The sequence below is a fragment of the Glutamicibacter halophytocola genome, assembly GCF_001302565.1.
In the GTDB taxonomy this organism is placed as follows: Bacteria; Actinomycetota; Actinomycetes; order Actinomycetales; family Micrococcaceae; genus Glutamicibacter; species Glutamicibacter halophytocola.
In genome coordinates this window covers 3771526-3790763 of the sequence record NZ_CP012750.1, presented here as the reverse complement: position 1 = coordinate 3790763, position 19238 = coordinate 3771526, and the positions used below count along the sequence as shown (strand labels likewise).

The 19238-nt window shown below is 60.9% G+C and carries 16 protein-coding genes; 12 read left to right on the top strand and 4 right to left on the bottom strand.

Annotated features, from left to right (window positions below; genetic code table 11):
- Positions 1–30 precede the first annotated feature (30 nt).
- Positions 31–1122 carry a Gfo/Idh/MocA family oxidoreductase gene (locus AOZ07_RS17420; protein ID WP_060703140.1) on the top strand — a complete coding sequence of 364 codons (1092 nt, stop codon included), beginning with the start codon at positions 31–33 and terminating at the stop codon, positions 1120–1122.
- A complete protein-coding gene (locus AOZ07_RS17415; protein WP_060703139.1) occupies positions 1119–1910 on the top strand; it encodes a TIM barrel protein in 792 nt (263 codons plus the stop codon). The genes AOZ07_RS17420 and AOZ07_RS17415 overlap by 4 nt, the downstream gene beginning before the upstream one ends.
- Positions 1911–1978: 68 nt before the next feature.
- On the opposite strand, the gene iolB is transcribed toward AOZ07_RS17415, so the two are convergent.
- Together iolB and AOZ07_RS17405 are read right to left on the bottom strand one after the other, a co-directional pair.
- A complete protein-coding gene (gene iolB, locus AOZ07_RS17410) occupies positions 1979–2881 on the bottom strand; it encodes a 5-deoxy-glucuronate isomerase (RefSeq protein WP_060703138.1) in 903 nt (300 codons plus the stop codon).
- Between the two features lie 32 nt (positions 2882–2913).
- Positions 2914–3654 (bottom strand): GntR family transcriptional regulator, encoded by a 741-nt coding sequence (locus AOZ07_RS17405; protein WP_060703137.1) that lies wholly within the window; start codon positions 3652–3654, stop codon positions 2914–2916.
- 361 nt (positions 3655–4015) lie between these two features.
- Between AOZ07_RS17405 and AOZ07_RS17400 the strand changes: the two genes are divergently transcribed.
- The 5 genes from AOZ07_RS17400 to AOZ07_RS17380 all read left to right on the top strand — a co-directional run bounded on the left by AOZ07_RS17400 (position 4016) and on the right by AOZ07_RS17380 (position 9487).
- A complete protein-coding gene (locus AOZ07_RS17400) occupies positions 4016–5224 on the top strand; it encodes a Gfo/Idh/MocA family protein (protein ID WP_060703136.1) in 1209 nt (402 codons plus the stop codon).
- Between the two features lie 5 nt (positions 5225–5229).
- Positions 5230–6252, top strand: a complete 1023-nt coding sequence (locus AOZ07_RS17395) for a LacI family DNA-binding transcriptional regulator (RefSeq protein ID WP_060703135.1) — start codon at positions 5230–5232, stop codon at positions 6250–6252.
- Positions 6253–6451: 199 nt separating this feature from the next.
- Positions 6452–7447 (top strand): substrate-binding domain-containing protein, encoded by a 996-nt coding sequence (locus tag AOZ07_RS17390; protein WP_060703134.1) that lies wholly within the window; start codon positions 6452–6454, stop codon positions 7445–7447.
- A 72-nt stretch (positions 7448–7519) separates the two neighbouring features.
- Entirely contained in the window at positions 7520–8584 is a 1065-nt protein-coding gene (locus tag AOZ07_RS17385) for an ABC transporter permease (RefSeq protein ID WP_060703133.1), read from the top strand.
- Between the two features lie 18 nt (positions 8585–8602).
- The gene (locus AOZ07_RS17380; RefSeq protein ID WP_060703552.1) at positions 8603–9487 is read left to right on the top strand and encodes an ATP-binding cassette domain-containing protein; all 885 of its coding nucleotides are present in this window, start codon (positions 8603–8605) and stop codon (positions 9485–9487) included.
- Positions 9488–9569: 82 nt separating this feature from the next.
- Here AOZ07_RS17380 and AOZ07_RS17375 read toward each other — a convergent pair whose 3' ends face one another.
- The gene (locus AOZ07_RS17375) at positions 9570–10571 is read right to left on the bottom strand and encodes a Gfo/Idh/MocA family protein (protein WP_060703132.1); all 1002 of its coding nucleotides are present in this window, start codon (positions 10569–10571) and stop codon (positions 9570–9572) included.
- 28 nt (positions 10572–10599) lie between these two features.
- Positions 10600–11484 carry a sugar phosphate isomerase/epimerase family protein gene (locus AOZ07_RS17370; protein WP_236995220.1) on the bottom strand — a complete coding sequence of 295 codons (885 nt, stop codon included), beginning with the start codon at positions 11482–11484 and terminating at the stop codon, positions 10600–10602.
- A gap of 421 nt (positions 11485–11905) precedes the next feature.
- Between AOZ07_RS17370 and AOZ07_RS17365 the strand changes: the two genes are divergently transcribed.
- From AOZ07_RS17365 to araA, 5 genes are all read left to right on the top strand, one after another.
- Positions 11906–13402, top strand: coding sequence for a sugar porter family MFS transporter (locus AOZ07_RS17365; RefSeq protein WP_060703130.1), 1497 nt, complete (start codon positions 11906–11908; stop codon positions 13400–13402).
- Between the two features lie 553 nt (positions 13403–13955).
- Positions 13956–15017, top strand: a complete 1062-nt coding sequence (locus AOZ07_RS17360) for a LacI family DNA-binding transcriptional regulator (RefSeq protein ID WP_075972533.1) — start codon at positions 13956–13958, stop codon at positions 15015–15017.
- A 161-nt stretch (positions 15018–15178) separates the two neighbouring features.
- Positions 15179–16792 carry a xylulokinase gene (locus AOZ07_RS17355; protein WP_060703128.1) on the top strand — a complete coding sequence of 538 codons (1614 nt, stop codon included), beginning with the start codon at positions 15179–15181 and terminating at the stop codon, positions 16790–16792.
- A gap of 33 nt (positions 16793–16825) precedes the next feature.
- Positions 16826–17542, top strand: coding sequence for an L-ribulose-5-phosphate 4-epimerase (locus AOZ07_RS17350; RefSeq protein ID WP_084793333.1), 717 nt, complete (start codon positions 16826–16828; stop codon positions 17540–17542).
- A 7-nt stretch (positions 17543–17549) separates the two neighbouring features.
- Positions 17550–19061, top strand: coding sequence for an L-arabinose isomerase (gene araA, locus AOZ07_RS17345; RefSeq protein WP_060703126.1), 1512 nt, complete (start codon positions 17550–17552; stop codon positions 19059–19061).
- Positions 19062–19238 lie beyond the last annotated feature (177 nt).

Genomic DNA, 19238 nt, shown 5'->3' with positions numbered 1-19238 from the left:
CCAAATCTAGAACGTTCTAGGAGAGACTCCATGGCTTACCAGGCATTGCCGGAAACCACCACGCAGCCATTGCGCATTGCTGTCATCGGCACCGGGTGGATCGGCGCATTCCATGCACGCACCGTCGCCCAATACCTGCCCGATGCAGTACTTCATGTGGTTGCTGATCCGGCACCAGGGCGTGCTGCAGAGCTGGCCGCTGAACTTGGATGCACCAGCTACACCGAAGACATTGCCGATGTCTTCGCGGACGACACCGTGGACGCCGTGGTCATTGGCGCCCCTTCGGCCTTCCACGCGGGCCTGATCGCCCAGGCTGCCGCCGCAGGCAAGCACATCTTCTGCGAGAAGCCAGCGGCGCACGCGCTGGCAGACCTCGACCAGGCGCTGCAGGCTGTTGAAGATGCAGGGGTACTGCTGCAGATCGGCTTCAACCGCCGCTTCGCCAAGGACTTCGCGTTGGTGTCCGAACAGATTGCTTCCGGCGCTATTGGAACACCGCAGCTCATGCGCTCGCTGACCCGCGACCCGCAGGTCGAAGGCGGACTGCCCAACGGCGACAAGGTTCGCTCCCATGTCATCTTCACCGAAACCCTGATTCATGACTTCGACACCCTGAACTGGCTGAATTCCGAGGCCGAGGTAACCGAGGTCTACGCCATGTCCGATGCCTTGGTGGCTCCCGAGCACAAGAAAACCGGACTCCTGGATACCGCGGTGGTCACCCTGCGCTACTCCAACGGGGCTATCGCGGTGGCCGAGGCGAACTTCTCGGCCAGCTACGGCTACGACGTGCGCGGAGAATTCTTTGGATCTTCCGGCATGGTTCAGGCCGGCAACCCGGTGCAGCTGGCAGCTTCCAGCTTCGACGCGCAGGGGGCACATGCGCCGACCGAACGCCTGAACATCGAACTGTTCGCCCAGGCCTACCGCGATCAGCTTTCGATCTTCACCCGCAAGATCCGCGGCGTTCGCGAAGGCACCGCCGACGCGGCGTTGGCTGTGCCGACCGGTGCCGATGCGCGGGCAGCCCTGCGCGTGGCACTGGCCGCCCTGGAATCCTCCGAAACCGGCCTCCCGGTCAAGCTTCAGTCGGCAACTCGACTCGCGGTCAACGCATGAGCGCGCAGCTAGCGGTCTGCGCGGAGATGGTCTTCCTGGATCTTCCGCTGATCGATCGAGTCAAGAGGCTGGACCAGGCCGGATTCGAAATCGAGCTATGGGACATCCGGGACAAGGACCTTTCGGCACTCGCGGCCACGGGCGCGCGCTTCGGCTCCATGACCGGCTACAGCGAAGGCAGCCTGTGCGATGCAGACAGCGCGCATGAAGTAGTGCGCACGGCCAGGGAACTGATTCCCGCCGCCAAGCAGCTGGGCATCAGCCGCCTGGTAGTGCACCCGGCCCAGCTCATTGACGGGCAGGCCGCCACCCCGCGCTTCAGGGCCACCGGAGACATGTGGCTGACCGCCGCAAGGACCTTGGAAGAACTGGGGCGCCTCGGCGAAGAGCACGAGGTCACGTTCATGCTGGAGAACCTGAATACGATTCTTGACCACCCGGGCATCCCGCTGGGCCGGGCGAAGGACACGCTGGCCCTGGTCAAGGCCGTGGATCACCCCAACGTGAAAATGATGCTCGATCTCTACCATGCCCAAATCGGCGAGGGGAACCTGATTGAGCTGGTGCGTGCAGCGCTGCCGCATATCGGTGAAATCCAGGTGGCCGACGTTCCGGGTCGCTGCGAGCCGGGAACCGGCGAGATCAACTATCGCGCGGTAGCCCAGACGCTGGCCCAGCTCGGATACTCGGGTCCTGTTGGCATGGAAGCCTATGCCAGCGCGGATTCTGAGGGCGCCATCGCGGCCTTTGCCGACGCCTTCGAACCACTGGCCCAGATAGCGGGCTGAAACCGGTAAAGCGAAGCGGTGGCAACAGGAATTCCTGTTGCCACCGCTTCGCTTTGTGCCATCGTGGACTAGGCCAACGGCCCAAAGGGCAAGCGCGGATCCATGCTCTGCGCATCCCAGGTCTGGCGGATCCAGCCGTGGTGCGGGTCATCGCTGATCAGCCAATCGCGCACTCGCCCAGGGCCAGCCATCACATTCAGGTAGTAGAGGTCATAGCCTGGCGCCGCCATGGCCGGACCATGCCAGCCGTAGGGAACCAGGACGACATCGCCGGTGCGAACTTCGGCGTTGACATCGATGGGGCGCTCATCCGAGGCGTAGACGCGGGCGTAGCCAATGGGATCGGTGGCCTCGGGGGCCGGCATATCCCGGGCCAGCTGGGTTTCGAAGTAGTAGATTTCCTCGAGGCTGGTCTCGCCTTCTTTCTCCTCATCATGCTTGTGCGGAGGGTAGGAAGACCAGTTGCCGGCCGGGGTGATCACTTCACAGACGATGAATCGGTCCGCCTCCAGCGCCGCCGGGGTGCCGAAATTGTGGACCTGGCGGGAGCAGTTGCCGGCTCCGCGCAGCTCCACCGGCGTCTCTTCGGCCTTGATCAGGCGGGTGGGGTAGGACTGCTTCGCCGGCGCCAGTGCGATGGCCACGCGGCCCCCCTGCTCAGCGCTGATGCTCAGCGCTGTATTGATGCCCGAGTAGAGGACATCTGCAGGACCGGAAAAGACCGAATCGCGGCCGGTGAGCAGGTAATCGTCGCCGCCGATGCTGACGGTGAACGACTCTCCGCCCAGCGGAATGACGATCCGCTCCTCGCTGGCGGCATCCAATTGGATCGCTTGTCCGGGAGCCAGTTCGGCCACCTTGAGTCCGGTATGGGCCCAGCCGTCGACAGCGGTGGCGGAATCATGGGCGCCAAGCGAGACGCTCCAGTCTCCGTCAGCGGCGGAACCAGCAGGGTAGATCCAATCGGTCATCGGTCAGTCCTTTCGATGGCGGTGCCAGGTGCCTAGCGTTGCACCAAGGTCATTTCAAAGCTGTATGCGTCAGCGCGGTAGACGTGAGACCCCGTCTCAACATTGCGACCGGTGTCATCGACAGCGGTGCGCTGCATGGTGACCAGGGCCGAACCCGCGCTGGTATCAAGAGCGTGCGCCTGGTCGTCATCGGCGATGGTTGCACCGATGCGCTGCTGGGCGAGCCGGAAATTGACGCCCGCGTCGCGCAAGAGCTCATAGAGGCCATGGGTGCGCAAGGACTTTTCATCGAGCTCGACAATATCGTCGCGCACCCAGTTCTCCATCAGCGCCAGCGGGCTGCCGCCGGCAGAACGCAGACGGGTGAAGTGGTAGACCGAAACGCCCTTGGGCAGCGAGAGAAGTTCCTGGATTTCCGACGGAGCTGGAATGTGCTCGAAGCTGAGCAGCGTAGTGGAGGGCTTCTTCCCGGCACGCTCAAGGTCGTCGTTCAGGCTGGAGAGCTCGAGGTGCCGGCGGATTTGGCTGGATACGACCTGCGTACCCACTCCGCGCTTGCGCACCAAGAGTCCTGACTGGACGAGATCATCCATGGCCTTGCGGATGGTGGGGCGGGATAGCCGCAGTCGCTGGGCCAGCTCGATTTCGTTTTCCAGCCGGGTGCCCGAAGCGAGTGAACCGTCGCGGATGGCGCCTTCGATGCCCTGCACTACCTGGTGGTAGAGGGGGATCGGTGAAGATCTGTCGATCTTGATGCTCAGTGGTGTGCTCACAATTGCTCCTTGCCGGCGACTTCGTAGTCATATGTCGCTTTGACAGGACAAACTATATAGGAAAGTTGACGCTTTGGGCATCCCCTGGGCGGAAATCAGCGTGATCTAGAGCAGTTGGCCGCTGCGGGCGTCGCTGGCTGGCCCGCGTGAAGCCGTACCGATGTAGCTGATAATCCCTGTTTTACTAGGGGGTTTGGACGGAAACGTCACCTTGTCCAATTGTCCTAACAAAAAATCGCTCAAAATTCATTGCCTGCTGGTCCGGGAGGCGCATAGGGTTTTTTGGAACGGTCCAACATTTGGGGATCCGGAGAGCCAATAAGGGTACGCGGCCCGCATCGCCGCAGACAGGGAGAGCATCATGAATCAACAGCGCACCGTTGGAGTTGGGCTGATTTCAGTGGGTTGGATGGGCAAGCTGCATGCCCGCGCGTATAGTTCCGTGCCCTACGTTTATCCGGAGCTGGGAATCAAGCCGCGACTGGTTGTCGCCGCGGATACCGAGCAGTCCCGGGTGGACTACGCCATTTCCACCCTGGGCTTTGAGCGCGGGACCCTGGACTACCACGAAGTCCTTGCGGATCCTGAGGTTGATGTCGTCTCCATCTGCGCGCCCAACTTCCTGCACGCCGAGATGGCGATTGCCGCAGCTGAAGCCGGAAAGCACTTCTGGATCGAAAAGCCTGCCGGCCGCAGCCTGGCAGAAACGCAGTCCATCGAGCAGGCCGTGGCCCGCAACGGGGTCGAGACCTCTGTTGGATTCAACTACCGCCATGCGCCAGCCATAGAACGAGCTCGGCAACTGGTTGGCGATGGCCGGCTGGGAGAAATCACCAACGTGCGTGCCAGTTTCCTCGCTGGCTATGCTGCTGATCCGCGGGCGGCGCTATCCTGGCGCTTCAATCGGGAACTTGCGGGCAGTGGCGTGCTTGCCGACCTGTTCAGCCATGCCGTAGACCTGTGCAGCCACGTGGTGGGTTCTATTCAGAGCATCAGCGCTGCAACCAATGTCATGATTCCCGCCAGGCCCAAGCTGTCCATGGGCCAGGGAACGCATTTTGATTTGATTGAAGGCGGTGAAATGGGCGAGGTGGAGAACGAGGACTATGCTGCTGCACTGGTTCGGTTCAGCCCGGAGGGCCTTGCCCAGCGCGCCATCGGAACCATCGAGGCTTCGCGCGTAGCCATCGGCCCGCAATGCGGCTATCGCCTGGAAATCTATGGCACCGAAGGCTCGGTCAAGTGGGATTACGAGCGCCTGAACGAACTCGAAGTCGTCCTTGGCCGGAACAACGAAGAGCAGGGGTTCACCACGGTGATTGGCTCACCAGGGCATGGGGAGTATTCACGCTTCCAGCCCGGGCCGGGCAATGCTATGGGTTTCGACGACCTTAAAATCATCGAAGCCAAAAAATTCTTGCTGGCCCTTTGCGGGGGCGAGAAAACCAACTCCACCATCGCTGACGCGGTGGCCGCTGCCGCCCTCGTTGAAGCCGCCGAAAAATCCGCGGCCACCGGAGACTGGCAGCAAACAGGCAAGCCAGCCCAGGGCCAGAAGATGCAATACTGACTGCCATGTTGCCGATGCCAAATCGCCGCCCCACTATCCGCGATGTCGCCAAGCGCGCAGGGGTCTCCAAGTCCCTCGTGTCCTTGGTGCTCTCGGATCCCAGCAAGGTCAGTTCGCTGCGGCGTTCGCGGGTCGAGGATTCAATCCGCGAGCTCGGCTACCAGCCCAACTTGGCGGCCCGATCCTTGGTGGCGGAGAACCGCCACGCGATTGGCGTGGTCTTGGGCGAACTGCACAATCCGTGGGTCCTCGAAGTTGCCGAAGTGGTGCGAGAGCAGCTGCAAGCGGCAGGGTTCGACGTGCTGTTCAGTGCCGCGGCCATCCATGATGGACAGGGCATTGGGACGGCGGAGCTGCAAGCCCTGCGTGATCTGCGGGTCAGCGGGATCCTGGTCGTGGGCTCAGCTGATGACGCGGCCAGCTTTGAATCCGCGCTGGGTGAGACCCCCGCGGTATTCGTTGGCAGCGGGCGTGAGCCGCAAGCGAATACGGCAGTAGCGTCCATTGATGACGAGCAGGGGTTTGGTTTGGTGATCGACCACCTGGTCAGTGGCGGCAATGCGCAAATTACCCATATATCAGGTGGTTCTGGTCCAGTGGCCGCACTGCGTGAAGCCGCCTACCACCGGGCCATGCAGCGGCACGGCCTGCGCGAGCAGGTGCAGGTGGTGGAAGCTGGCCCAAGCCTTCAAGCTGGATATGAGGCCGTGGCTCAATTGCTGGCTTCCGGGAAGCGGCCCCAAGCGCTGGCCTGCTTCAACGACCTGTGCGCCTTCGGCGCGATGCAGGCCCTGGACGAGGCCGGCGCCAGCGCTGCGGTGACGGGTTACGACAATATTTCCTTGTCATCTTTGGGTAGGATCTCGTTGACCAGTGTCGACTCTGATTCCCAGGATCTGGGCCGCGGAAGCGCGCGGCTCCTGCTTCATTTAATGCGCAATCCAGAAGGAAAATTCGCACGTCAAATAAAGATTTTGCCACGCCTCATCGTGCGCGCATCATCCGAAGCGCCCCCGCGATCCCAATGAGGGTTCGGTGGAGCTTCCACCTTTTATGAGAATCCGACGCCTCGTCTTCACATCCTTATGTCTTTACAAAGTCTTGACGGATTGCTTTCCGTGACGCACACTTTAGACATCTTGTGATTCAGGTCACGATAACTAGATCATTCGGCTCGCTCCTGGGGAGTATCGGGGTGTGCCGGCGGATTCCTGAAGGGGAAAAATAATGGGAAAGCCAACTTGGCGCAAACTCGCAATAACACTGGCCATCGTCCCGGCTCTGGGCTTGGCGGCCTGCTCGTCCGGTGGAGGTCGGGCACCAGAACCTGAGGCCAACGGTGGCGGTGGCTCCGTAGCAACCACCGAACGCATCAAAGTTGCAGTCATTACCCACGCCGCACCCGGAGATACTTTCTGGGACATCATCCGCAAGGGAGCCGAAGAGGCAGCTGCCAAGGACAATGTTGAACTTCAGTACCTCAGCGACCCCGATGGCGGACGCCAGTCCCAGCTCATCGAACAGGCGATTGACCAGGGAGTCGACGGCATTGCAGTAACCCTGGCCAAGCCGGATGCCATGAAGGGCGCGCTGAAAAAGGCCACCGACGCCGGGATTCCCATCGTCAGCCTGAACGCTGGCGAAGACCGGTTCAAGGACCTTGGCGTCTTCGCCCACTTCGGATCCAATGAGCAGCTCGCCGGCGAAGCGGCCGGTGAAAAGCTCAAGGAAGCCGGTCTCAAGAAGCCTATCTGCGTGATCCAGGAACAAGGACACGTTGGCCTTGAAGCCCGATGCGCCGGCGTGAAGAAGGTTATCCCAGGCACCGAGGTGCTCTACGTCCAAGGCACAGATATGACGCAGGTTGAATCCACTGCCACTGCCAAGCTCCAATCCGACAAGCAGGCTGATGCCATCATCGGCTTGGGCGCTCCTTTCACCATGACCTTGCTCAAAGCCAAGGCAACGGCCAATTCGAAGGTTGAAGTCGCATCCTTCGACATGAACGCGCAGCTTGTCCAGGAAATCACCAAGGGCAACGTGCTGTTCACCGTGGACCAGCAACCATGGTTGCAGGGCTACATGGCGGTTGATGCCCTGTGGCAGAACTACCGTGGCGGATTCACGATTGGCGGCGGACAGGCAACGTTGACCGGCCCTGCCATCGTCGATAAGGCCGTGGCAGAGAAAATCACCAGTTTCGCCGAAGAAGGCGTCCGCTAGCCACGTCCCCAGCGCGTGTCCTGCAGGTTGCTGCAACCTGCAGGCACGCATCTTGGACACGGAGGAAAACTCATGTCATCACTAACAGCCTCACCCTCGCATAAGAAAAGCGCCGCTGAGCAAGACGAGCGAGTCGGCAAGAAAAGCACGCTATCCATTCTCCTGGGCCGCCCGGAGATCGGCGCCCTGGTAGGCGCCGTGGCACTGTTCGTCTTCTTTGCCATCGTCGCCCCGGTCTTCTTGTCCCCGGCTTCCCTGGCCACCGTCCTGTATGGCGCGTCAACCATCGGAATCATGGCAGTGGGCGTGTCATTGCTGATGATCGGTGGCGAATTCGACCTGTCCACCGGTGTCGCGGTGATCTCCTCGGCCCTGAGCGCCTCGCTGATTTCCTGGTATTTCGGCATGAATGTCTGGGTCGGTGTCGTCTTGGCGCTGGTCGTATCGTTGCTGATCGGATTCATCAACGGAATCATCCTGATCAAGACCAAGCTGCCATCCTTCATCGTGACTCTGGCCAGCTTCCTGATGCTTACCGGCCTGAACTTGGGCCTGACCCGAGCCATCGGCGGCTCGGTCTCCTCTCCTTCCATTGCGGACATGGACGGTTTCCAGAGTGCCAAGGCAGTCTTCGCTTCGTCGGTGAGTATTGCCGGAATCGATGTGAAGGTGACTGTCTTCATCTGGATCGCGCTGGTCATCGTGGCCTCGTGGATCTTGCTCCGCACCAAAGTCGGCAACTGGATCTTCGCCATCGGCGGCGATGAAAAGGCCGCTCGTGCCGTCGGTGTACCGGTAGTCCGCACCAAGATTGGCCTGTTCATGGCCGTCGGCTTCTGCGGCTGGGTCTTGGGCATGCACAACCTGTTCGCCTTCGACGCAGTGCAGTCAGGTGAAGGCATCGGCAACGAATTCCTCTACATCATTGCCGCGGTGATCGGCGGCTGCCTGCTCACCGGTGGCTACGGTTCAGCCATCGGTGGTGCCATCGGCGCCTTCATCTTCGGCATGGCCAATAAGGGCATCGTCTACGCCGATTGGAACCCGGACTGGTTCAAGTTCTTCCTGGGTCTGATGCTGCTGCTGGCCACGGTCGTGAACATCGTGGTGAAAAAGCGCGCGGAATCCAGCAAGTAGGAAGCCAAGGACATGATCATGAAAAATCGACAGAACAAGAAGGCCGAAGAGCTGCTCGAAAAGCTCGAGCCCAAAACCAGCGACAACCTGCTGACCCTCAAGGGCGTCGGCAAGCACTATGGCAGCATCATCGCCCTGCGCGGTGTGGACATGGTGGTTGACCCGGGTAAGGTGACCTGCGTGCTCGGTGACAACGGTGCCGGAAAGTCCACGCTGATCAAGATCATCGCCGGACTGCACCAGCATGACGAGGGCGAGTTCAACCTGCATGGCTCTGCCATCAAGCTCAAGAGCCCGCGCATCGCACTGGATGCCGGCATCGCCGCGGTGTACCAGGATCTGGCCGTAGTTCCGCTAATGCCGATCTGGCGCAACTTCTTCCTTGGCTCGGAGCTCACCACCGGTGCGGGTCCATTCAAGAAGCTTGATGTGCAGAAGATGAAGGACATCACCAAGCAGGAGCTCTCCGACATGGGGATCGACCTGCGCGACGTGGAACAGCCGATTGGCCAGCTCTCAGGTGGTGAACGCCAGTGTGTTGCCATCGCCCGTGCAGTGTATTTCGGTGCCAAGGTCCTGATCCTCGATGAGCCAACGGCCGCCTTGGGCGTCAAGCAGTCGGGCGTGGTGCTCCGCTACATCCTGCAGGCGCGCGATCGCGGGCTGGGCGTCATCTTCATTACGCACAACCCCCACCACGCATATCCGGTGGGCGACTCGTTCCTGCTGCTCAAGCGCGGACGCTCCATCGGGTACTATTCCAAGTCGGAAATCACCGTCGAGGAGCTGACCGCCCAGATGGCCGGTGGCGCCGAATTGGCCGAGCTGGCTCACGAGCTCGAACAACTTGGCGGGCACGCCGAGGAACTGGCTGAAGCCGAGGCAGGCGCAGCCCCCAACTAGCAGCCTGATGCAATCAATGCCCAAATGGCCCGGCCCCTTTCACCATGGTGAAAGGGGCCGGGCCATTTGGCTGTTGCGGCACCTAGAGCGAGTAGTCGATCGTTTCGCTGCGTCCCGAAGCTGCGGAGCGAACCGCAGCTTGGGCGATGGCCTGGGATTTGAGTCCTTCGCGAAGAGTAATGGGCACTTCGCGATCGTCCTCCAGGGCCTGGACAAAGGCGCCCAGGCTCGCAGCGTACGTTGGCTGGACCCTGTCGAACCAGTTTCCGTGCAGGCCGTGGGACTGCGCTTGCTGTCCTTGGAGCAGGGTGACATGGCCCGAACGCTGCCGCTCGGATTCGGCCATGCCCTCCGACCCCAGTGCCTCGATGCGTTCGTCGTAGCCGTAATTGGTGTGGCGCACGCAATCGATTTGCGCCAGCGACCCATCGGGAAAGAGCAGCGAGCTGATCGAGGTATCCACGTCCCCGAACTCTGCGATCTCGGGAGCCGCCAAGGCCGAGCCGTAGGCATGGATCTTCACCGGATCCTGTCCGGTGATCCAGCGGGCCAAATCATAAAAATGGACGGCCTGGTCGCGGAATTGGCCGCCAGAGCTTTTCAGGTAGTCCACCGGCGGCAGCGCTGGCCCGCGCGAGGTGAGCTGGAGCAGCGCGACATCTCCGATTCTTCCGGTGTGCACGAGCTCTTTCAGCTCTGCGTGGGCGCGATCAAAGCGCCGATTGAAGTTCACCATGGCCTTGATTCCAGCGCGTTCCACGTAGGCTACCGTTGATTTGGCGGTTTCCAGGTCCAGGTCGATTGGCTTTTCAACCAATGCTGCCAGGCCTGCGTCGGCCGCATGACGGAGGTTCTGCGCGTGGGAATCGGTGGATGAGGCGATGAAAACCGCATCAAGGTCATTGTTCTCGAAGATCTGATCTAGTGATGCTGCCGCTGTGGCGCCATGTTGTGCGGCCAGCGTGGTGGCGCGCTGGAGGTCGATATCGTAGACCAGCTTGAAGTCAACGTCTGGGTGCGAAGCCAGGTTGTGTGCGTGCACTGAGCCAATGAAGCCAGCGCCGATCAAGGCAAATTTTTGCATTTTGGGATCCGTACGAAGTAGTTGGCAGCTAGGAAATCATGATGTCCAGAAGGTTGCGCATGGTGCTGGCAACCTTGTGGAAGTCGTGTTCATTGGCGCGGTCGGAGAACATCTCGGACACCCACCAGCCGTCGTAGCCGGTGGACTTGATGGCATCCACCCACTGCTGCAATGGAATGGCGCCACCGCCGATCACGACATTGCGGTGCACGTCTTGGGCGGGAACATCACGTTCGCGGTCCAGATCCAGGCCGTCGGAAATATGCGCGGCCTTGATGATTTCCTTGGGCAGCGCGGCGACCTCCTCCAAGGTGTCGCCGACAGTCCAAAAATGCCAGGTGTCCAAGGCGATTCCGACGTTCTCGCGGCCGCAGCGTTCAATGATTTCCAGGGCCTGGCGGCAACGGTTGATGTTGGACCATGCCAGGGGCTCCAGGTAGATCTCCAACCCGTGATCAGCGGCGATATCGGCTGCAGCACCGACGTTGTCTGCCGCAACGGCAAGTGCCTCCGACTCTGGAAGACCAAGGGTTCCGCGGTAGCGGCCATCGGAATCGGCAAGGCGTCCGGCCTTGAAATCCTTGACCACGTTCCAGTCCACCGGCCCAGTGCACATTTGCAGGATCGGTGCGCCGACCACTGTGGCGATTTCGGCCATCCGCTGGACTTCGCGGAGCATCTGATCGCGAGCTGTGCCCTGGCGTTCGAGGTCGAGGACCGCGCCGATGCCTGTGACTTCAAGCCCGGTGAGCATTTCTGGAAGTGTGTGCACCGAGTAGCCGGCGTCAAGATAGCGATAGAGTTTCGGGCTTTGCAGTTCGATGCCGCCGAATCCTGCCGACCGGGCAGCAGCAATGTCGGTTGCCACGTTTCCGTAAAAACTTGTTGTGACATTCATGGAGAGTTTTGCCACGGGTCCTCCTTGGCTTTGGCAGGGCTGAAATCAAGTTCATATGTACAGTTGTCAGTACAAAGACTATTAGAAATCATAGGCCCATATCCCACTGGAAAGATAGGCGTTGATGTCCAATTTTTGCGGGGATGGGCGCAATTTTTTGGAATCACAGAAAGCGCTGTTGAACAGGACTCCAAGGAGACGGGGCAGCGAGCTTGGATGAGCGCGCATTGGATGAAACTATTAGGTGGGCAAGGCGGTGCAACCGGCCGCCGAGAGAACATCAAGTCCATGACGAATAACGTGGAATTTGGCGTTCAGGCACAAATGGCCACTCTGTCCCGACCGTGCTGCACCGAGTGAAAGCGAGCGGTGCGCAGGGGAATTAGCCACGGCTCCGGGCCAAAGAGCTTTTTACCGGTAGACCAGAGGAGTATCTATGCCCAACGCGCGGAATCTTGCTGCCGACTCGATCCTGCCGTCCCTGACCACTGGACCGCACTCTAAACGACTTGGCTTGATCTCTACTATCGCCTGCTTTGGCGGCCTGCTCTTTGGATACGACACCGGTGTTGCAAATGGTGCTGAAGGCCCGATGGCAATGGAGCTGGGGCTGAATCTCTTGCAAGTTGGCGTCGTGATCAGTTCTTTGGTTTTTGCCGCAGCGGTTGGTGCGCTCGTTGCGGGACAAATCGCTGATTCATGGGGCAGACGCAAAACCATCATTTCGCTGGCCGTGCTGTTCTTTGTCGGAACCCTGTTGGTAGTGTTCTCTCCCTCGAGCCCCGAAGCGGGGACGTTCTCTCCAACAGGGTTCAGCGTTCTGATCGCTGGAAGAATCATGCTCGGGCTGGCCGTGGGTGGTGCATCCACCGTGGCTCCCGTTTACCTGGCTGAGATGGCGCCGTACGAGATACGTGGCTCCATCACCGGCCGCAACGAGTTAGCCATTGTTTCAGGCCAACTAGCCGCCTTCGTGATAAACGCGGTTCTAGACACCTGGCTTGGTGAAAGCATGGACGGTGTCTGGCGCATCATGTTCTCCATTTGTGCGTTGCCAGCCCTGGCTCTGTTCTTCGGGATGCTGCGCATGCCCGAATCTCCTCGCTGGCTCGTGGAGAAGGGCGACTACGACAAGGCCCTTGATGTGCTGAAGACCGTGCGGTCACCTGGACGGGCGCTCGCCGAGGCCCGCCAAATCCAGGCTGTCACCGATAGAGAACAACGGAAGAACACGCCCGTAGGCATCAAAGCGGTGTTGGCTAACAAGTGGTTATTGCGCATTGTTGGCGTTGGCATCGGCGTGGCGACCATGCAGCAGCTCACCGGGATTAACTCAATCATGTACTACGGAACGCGAGTACTTGAAGAGGCTGGAATGACAACGCAGCAGGCGGTCTTGGCCAACATCGCTTTTGGCGTAGTTGCTGTGATTGGCGGCGTGATTGCTTTGCGCAATATGGACCGGCTTGATCGCCGAACAACATTTATGATCGGTCTGTCATTGACCACCACTTGCCATTTGTTCGTGGCCTTCGCCAGCCTGCTGTTGCCGGTAGGAAGTGCGCTGCGCCCTATTGTCATCCTGATTTTGGTAGTGGCTTTTGTGGCCTCGATGCAGACATTCTTGAGTGTTGCTGTCTGGGTTTGGTTAGCTGAAATTTTCCCCTTGCACATGCGCGGCTTGGGTATCGGTATCTCGGTGTTCTTTGGATGGGGAACCAACGGTGTACTGACATTGTTCTTCCCTTCATTGGTCTCAGGCGTTGGAATCACTGGCTCTTTCTTAATCTTTGCCGGCGTTGGAGCGGTGGCCCTGTACTTTGTGGCTACCCAGGTTCCAGAAACTCGGGGGCGGACGCTGGAAGTAATCGAAGAAGCTGTTTCTAGCGGAGCAATTTTCCAGGCCAAGTCTGCGACAATCGCCCAGCGTTAGAAGCACACCACCCCTGATGCTTATCGGGCACGGAATGCCGCGGATGCAAGTGACTAAGGCAAGGACGCCGATTCGGCGAACCAATAAGTTTGATCTCTTTGTCCCAACTCGAGAAAGCTGCTTCCGAGGTGCCCCATACCGTGAACGTTGCTGGATGAACCCCCAGACATCCAGCTATGACTTTCTTAAAATGTTCGCGGAGTGTTGGATCAGCTGCGATCCCGTATCAAGCTCTTGGCGTACGATAGAAATTTTGAAGTAAATTTATCGCTTTTTATTGACTGTTCTTGCGTGTATATGCTCATGTCAACCTGATGATTTCAATACAACCTATAAAATCAGTCATTTAAGTTAATAATTACTCTTACGTGCGATTCATGAGGATTTTGCGATACTGGGACAGTGGATTTTGCGTAGTTTCTAATCGCGGCATGCTGAAGCGAGACACGGATAATCGTTAAAGGGTCGCCAGGATCCAGATCTTTGCGACCTTCCGGTGGTGCGAGGGCGGAGATGCGAGTTCTTGCGTGTGCGGTCAGCGATCTTTGCAATAATGACCGTTGTGAACATTGCTCAGCCCGGTGAAGGGCGCCCAGGAAACCGACCCCCGTCGATGGCGGATGTGGCGGCCATGGCAGGGGTGTCCCATCAGACGGTCTCCCGCGTGCTCAACGACCATCCAAATGTCCGGGAGGGAACCCGCGATCAGGTGATGGAAGCCATTCGCCAGCTCGGCTATCGCCGCAATCGAGCCGCGCGTGCACTGGCCACATCGCATTCCAGCACCATTGGCATTCTCACCGTTGGCAGCGAATTTTTCGGGCCCCAATCCACCGTGCTGGCCATCGAGGCCGCTGCCCGCGCACAGGGATACTTCGTGACTGTCACCGCGCTGGACCGCTATGACGCGCACAGCGCGAGCGAAGCGCTCAGCCATCTGGTGGACCAGGGTGTTGATGGCGTGGTGATGGTTGCGCCTTTCGAAAAGGTGATCGACGCGCTGGATGATGCTGCGCTGACAATTCCGGTGGTGGTCGTGGCCGCGCGCACCCAGGTGCCCGCCGCGGATCCGGCGCATTACGTGTACATCGACCAGCGCGAAGGCGCGCGAATGGCCACCGGCCATCTTCTGGCCTTGGGTCACCGAAAGATCGCCCACATTTCCGGTCCGAGCGGCTGGTTCGATGCGACCGAACGCCAGATTGGCTGGCAAGAAAAAATGCTGGAAGCCAAAGCTCCGGTCATCGAGGTGCCCGCCGAATCCTGGCTGGCGCCCAGTGGCTACGAGGCGGGCAAGCGATTGGTCGATTCGGTGCGAGCTGGCGAAGTTACGGCAGTATTCGCCGCCAATGACTACCTGGCCACCGGCGTTCTGCGAGCCTTCTGGGAAGCCGGGCTCGAAGTGCCCAATGATGTTTCGGTGGTCGGGTTTGACGACCTGCAAATCTCGAACTTCCTCATCCCGTCCCTGACTACCGTGCGCCAGCCGTTCCGCGATGTGGGCCATGCGGCGCTGACGGAATTGCTGGAAGGCGCCATGGCGGACAAAGCTCCGAAGGTGATTGCCCCAACGCTGGTAATCCGTGCGAGCACCGCACCGCCAAAGCCCCGCTAGGCCAGCTCTTCATTTCCCGAATCTGGGATCCGGTGTTGCGCATCACAAATTGTTAGCGCTAACATTGCATCGAGGTTTTGTTCTGCCCGCGCATTTTTGGCGAGTGGAGCAGGCAACGATGGCAGAGGCGCTGCTCACCGAGCTGTGCGAACGGAGAATTCATGGCAGCACAGCTCAACGGGACAGCCGCCCGCGAGGTCATCAGCAACGGCCAGGCCGTGCTGGGCATCGAATTCGGTTCAACGAATATCAAAGCCAGCCTGATCGGACCCGATCACCAGCAGCTTGCCAGCGGCAGCCACGCCTGGGAAAACCAATACCAGGACAAGAACTGGACCTACTCCCGCGAAGCCATCATCGCCGGTCTGCAGGACTGCATGGCGCAGGTGCTTGCAGACGCCCAGGAACGCCATGGAGTGCGCCCAACACGGCTTGGCGCCATCGGGATTTCCGCGATGATGCACGGCTACCTGGCCTTCGACGCCGACGGCGAACTGCTCGTTCCGTTCCGGACCTGGCGCAACACCTCCACCGCCGAAGCGGCGGCATTGCTCAGCGAAGAGCTGCACTTCAATATCCCGCAGCGCTGGTCCGTGGCGCATTACTTCCAAGCTTTGCTCAATGGCGAAGAGCATGTGCCTGCAGTGGCTCGGCTGAACACCCTGGCCGGGTTTGTCCACGAGTTGCTCTGTGGCAAATTTGTGCTCGGCGTCGGCGACGCGGCCGGAATGTTCCCCGTTGACCCGGCGACTGGCAGCTACGACGCTTCGATGCTCTCGGCCTTCGATGCGCTGGCAGCGCAACACGGCGCCACCGCCGAACTGGCCTCGTTGCTGCCCGCTGCGCTGCCTGCCGGAGCCGACGCCGGCACGCTCACCGAAGCAGGCGCATTGCTGCTTGATCCCACCGGCCAACTGCAAGCCGGCAGCCCGCTATGCCCCCCGGAAGGGGATGCCGGAACCGGCATGGTTGCCACCAATTCGGTGGCCCAGCGCACCGGAAACATTTCCGCTGGCACGTCCATTTTTGCCATGGTGGTCCTTGACGCGCCGCTGGCCGAAGTGCACCACGAAATCGATGTTGTCACCACGCCGGATGGCCATCCGGTGGCCATGGTCCACTGCAATAACGGGGCCAGCGAATTTGCCGCCTGGGCCCAGGTCTTCGGGCAGTTCGCCCAGGCGCTGGGAAGCAAGGCCGATGGCAACGCGGTCTTCGAGACCCTGTTGCGCTCGGCCTTGGAAGGCGCGGCCGACGGCGGCGGATTGCTGGCCTACAACAACCTCTCCGGGGAACCGGTGGCGAATTTGGCTGAAGGACGCCCAGCGATCCTGCGCACTCCCGGATCCAGCCTGGATCTGCCCAATCTCATGCGAGTGCAGGTCTATGCCATGTTCGCCACCCTGAGCCTCGGGCTCCGGGTGCTGGCCGCCGAAGGCGTTGAGGTCAAGCAAATGTTTGCCCATGGCGGCATCTTCCGCACCGCAGGGGTCGCCCAGCGGCTGCTGGCCGCGGCGATCAACACCCCGATTCTCGTCGGCGACAGCGCCGGGCACGGGGGAGCGTGGGGCATCGCAGTCTTGGCGGCCTACCGCCAGCGGGTGCTCGAAGGCCTGCAGGCCGCACTGCCCGAATTCCTGGACTCCGAGGTCTTCGCCGGTGCCGAACTGAGCCTGGCCGAGCCAGTGGAGGAAGACCGTGCAGGATTCGAGGCCTACCTGAAAACCTACGAAGCCGGCCTGGCCATCCAGCGCACCGCAATTACCGCCATCTAGGCACCACGCAGCATTGGACGAAAAGAGAAACCGATGAATCAACAACGAACCCTGGACAGCTACCCGCAGACGATGCGCGAAGAGATCCAGCGGGTGCGCCAAGTTGTCGCCGACCTGCATGCGGAACTTCCGCGCTATGAACTGGTGGTCTGGACCGCCGGCAACGTCTCCCAGCGGGTGCGCCACCCCGAGGTGGCCGACGGCAGCGCCGACCTCTTCGTGATCAAGCCTTCCGGGGTCTCCTATGATGACCTGACCGCAGAATCCATGGTGGTGTGCACCCTCGATGGGCAGCTGCTGGACGGCGGGCACGCGCCCTCCTCGGATACCGCGGCCCACGCCTACACCTACGAGCACATGCCAGAAGTTGGCGGCGTGGTCCACACCCACTCCACCTATGCCACCGCATGGGCGGCCCGCGGCGAAGAAATTCCCTGCGTGCTGACCATGATGGCCGACGAGTTTGGCGGCCCCATCCCCGTGGGCCCCTTCGCGATCATCGGCGATGACTCCATCGGCCGCGGAATTGTCTCCACGCTGCGCGGCTCGCGCAGCCCCGCGGTGCTCATGGCCAGCCACGGCCCCTTCACCATCGGCAAGGATGCGCGTGCCGCCGTCAAGGCGGCGGTGATGTGCGAGGAAGTGGCCCGCACCGTGCATATCGCCCAGCAGCTCGGGGACCCGCAGCCAATCGACCCCGCAAAGATCGACTCGCTCTACGAGCGCTACCAGAACGTTTACGGACAGTAAGGACATCATGGCCAAGGCATATAACGACAAGGAAATCTGGTTCTTCACCGGAAGCCAGGACCTCTACGGCGAGCAGACCCTGCGCCAGGTGGCCCAGCAATCCACCGAGGTGGCGCAGGCATTGGACGCCTCCACCGAGGTCCCGGCAAGAATCGTGTGGAAGCCGGTGCTCAAGGACTCCGACTCCATCCGCCGCGCGATGCTAGAGGCGAATTCGGATGACAACGTCCTGGGCGTCATCACCTGGATGCACACGTTCAGCCCGGCCAAGATGTGGATCAACGGACTGAAGGCCCTGCAAAAGCCGCTGCTGCACCTGCATACTCAGGCCAACGTTGAACTGCCGTGGGATTCCATCGACTTCGATTTCATGAACCTGAACCAGGCCGCGCACGGCGACCGCGAATACGCCTACCTGGCCACCCGATTGGGGGCATCGCGCACCACCGTGGTGGGCCACGTATCCAACCCGGCGGTAGCCCGCCGCGTGGGCATCTGGATCCGCGGGGCCGCCGGCTTCAACGCCGTGCAGAACCTGAACCTGGTCCGCTTCGGCGACAACATGCGCAATGTTGCCGTGACCGAGGGGGACAAGACCGAGGCCGAGATCCGCTTCGGCGTCTCGGTGAACACCTGGGCGGTCAATGACCTGGTCGAGGCGGTGGAAGCTGTAGCCGAGACCGATATCGACGCCCTGGTGGCCGAGTACGAGCGCGATTACGACGTCGTGGAAGAACTGCGCGCTTCCGGCGCCCGCCACGAGTCGCTGCGCTACGCGGCCCGCCAGGAAATCGCGCTGGAAACCTTCCTGCGCGAGGCCAATGCCATGGCCTTCACCACCAATTTCGAGGATCTTGGCGGGCTGCGCCAGCTGCCAGGTCTGGCCGTGCAGCGCCTGATGGGCAAGGGCTACGGCTTTGGAGCGGAAGGCGACTGGAAGACCGCGGTGCTGGTGCGCGCGGCCAAGGTCATGGGCCAAGGGCTGCCAGGCGGCGCCTCCTTGATGGAGGACTACACCTATGACCTGACCGAGGGCAAGGAGCTGATCCTCGGCGCGCATATGCTCGAGGTCTGCCCTTCGCTGACCACCGCCAAGCCACGCGTGGAAATCCACCCGCTGGGCATTGGCGGCCGCGAAGATCCGGTGCGCATGGTCTTCAACGCCGACGCCACCGACGGTGCCGTCGTGGTGTCCATGGCCGATATGCGCGAGCGTTTCCGCCTGACCGCCAACGTGGTTGACGTGGTCGTCCCGCCGGCCGATCTGCCGAACCTGCCGGTGGCCCGCGCCGTGTGGAGCCCGCGCCCGAACTTCAACGTGTCGGCCGAATCCTGGCTTGCTGCTGGCGGGGCGCACCACACGGTGATGTCCACCGCCGCGGGCATCGAAGCCTTTGAGATCTTCGCCGAAATCGCCGGGACCGAACTGCTGGTCATCGATGAGGAAACCACTCGCCGGAACTTTGCCCAGCAGATCCGCGTGAACCAGAGCTACTACCGTTTGGCTCAGGGTTTTTAGCTCTCGGCCGTTTTCCCGCGGTTTTTTGCGCTGGCGGAGCCCGCTGACGGGGCTCCGCCAGCGCAATGAGTAAGGAATCTTAATTTATCTTCAATTAGGGGTGGCGCAACCGATGTTGTTAGCGCTAACATGGTGTGAGCCCCGTCTCACTCGCAGAGTGGGGCACATTTTCAAGGA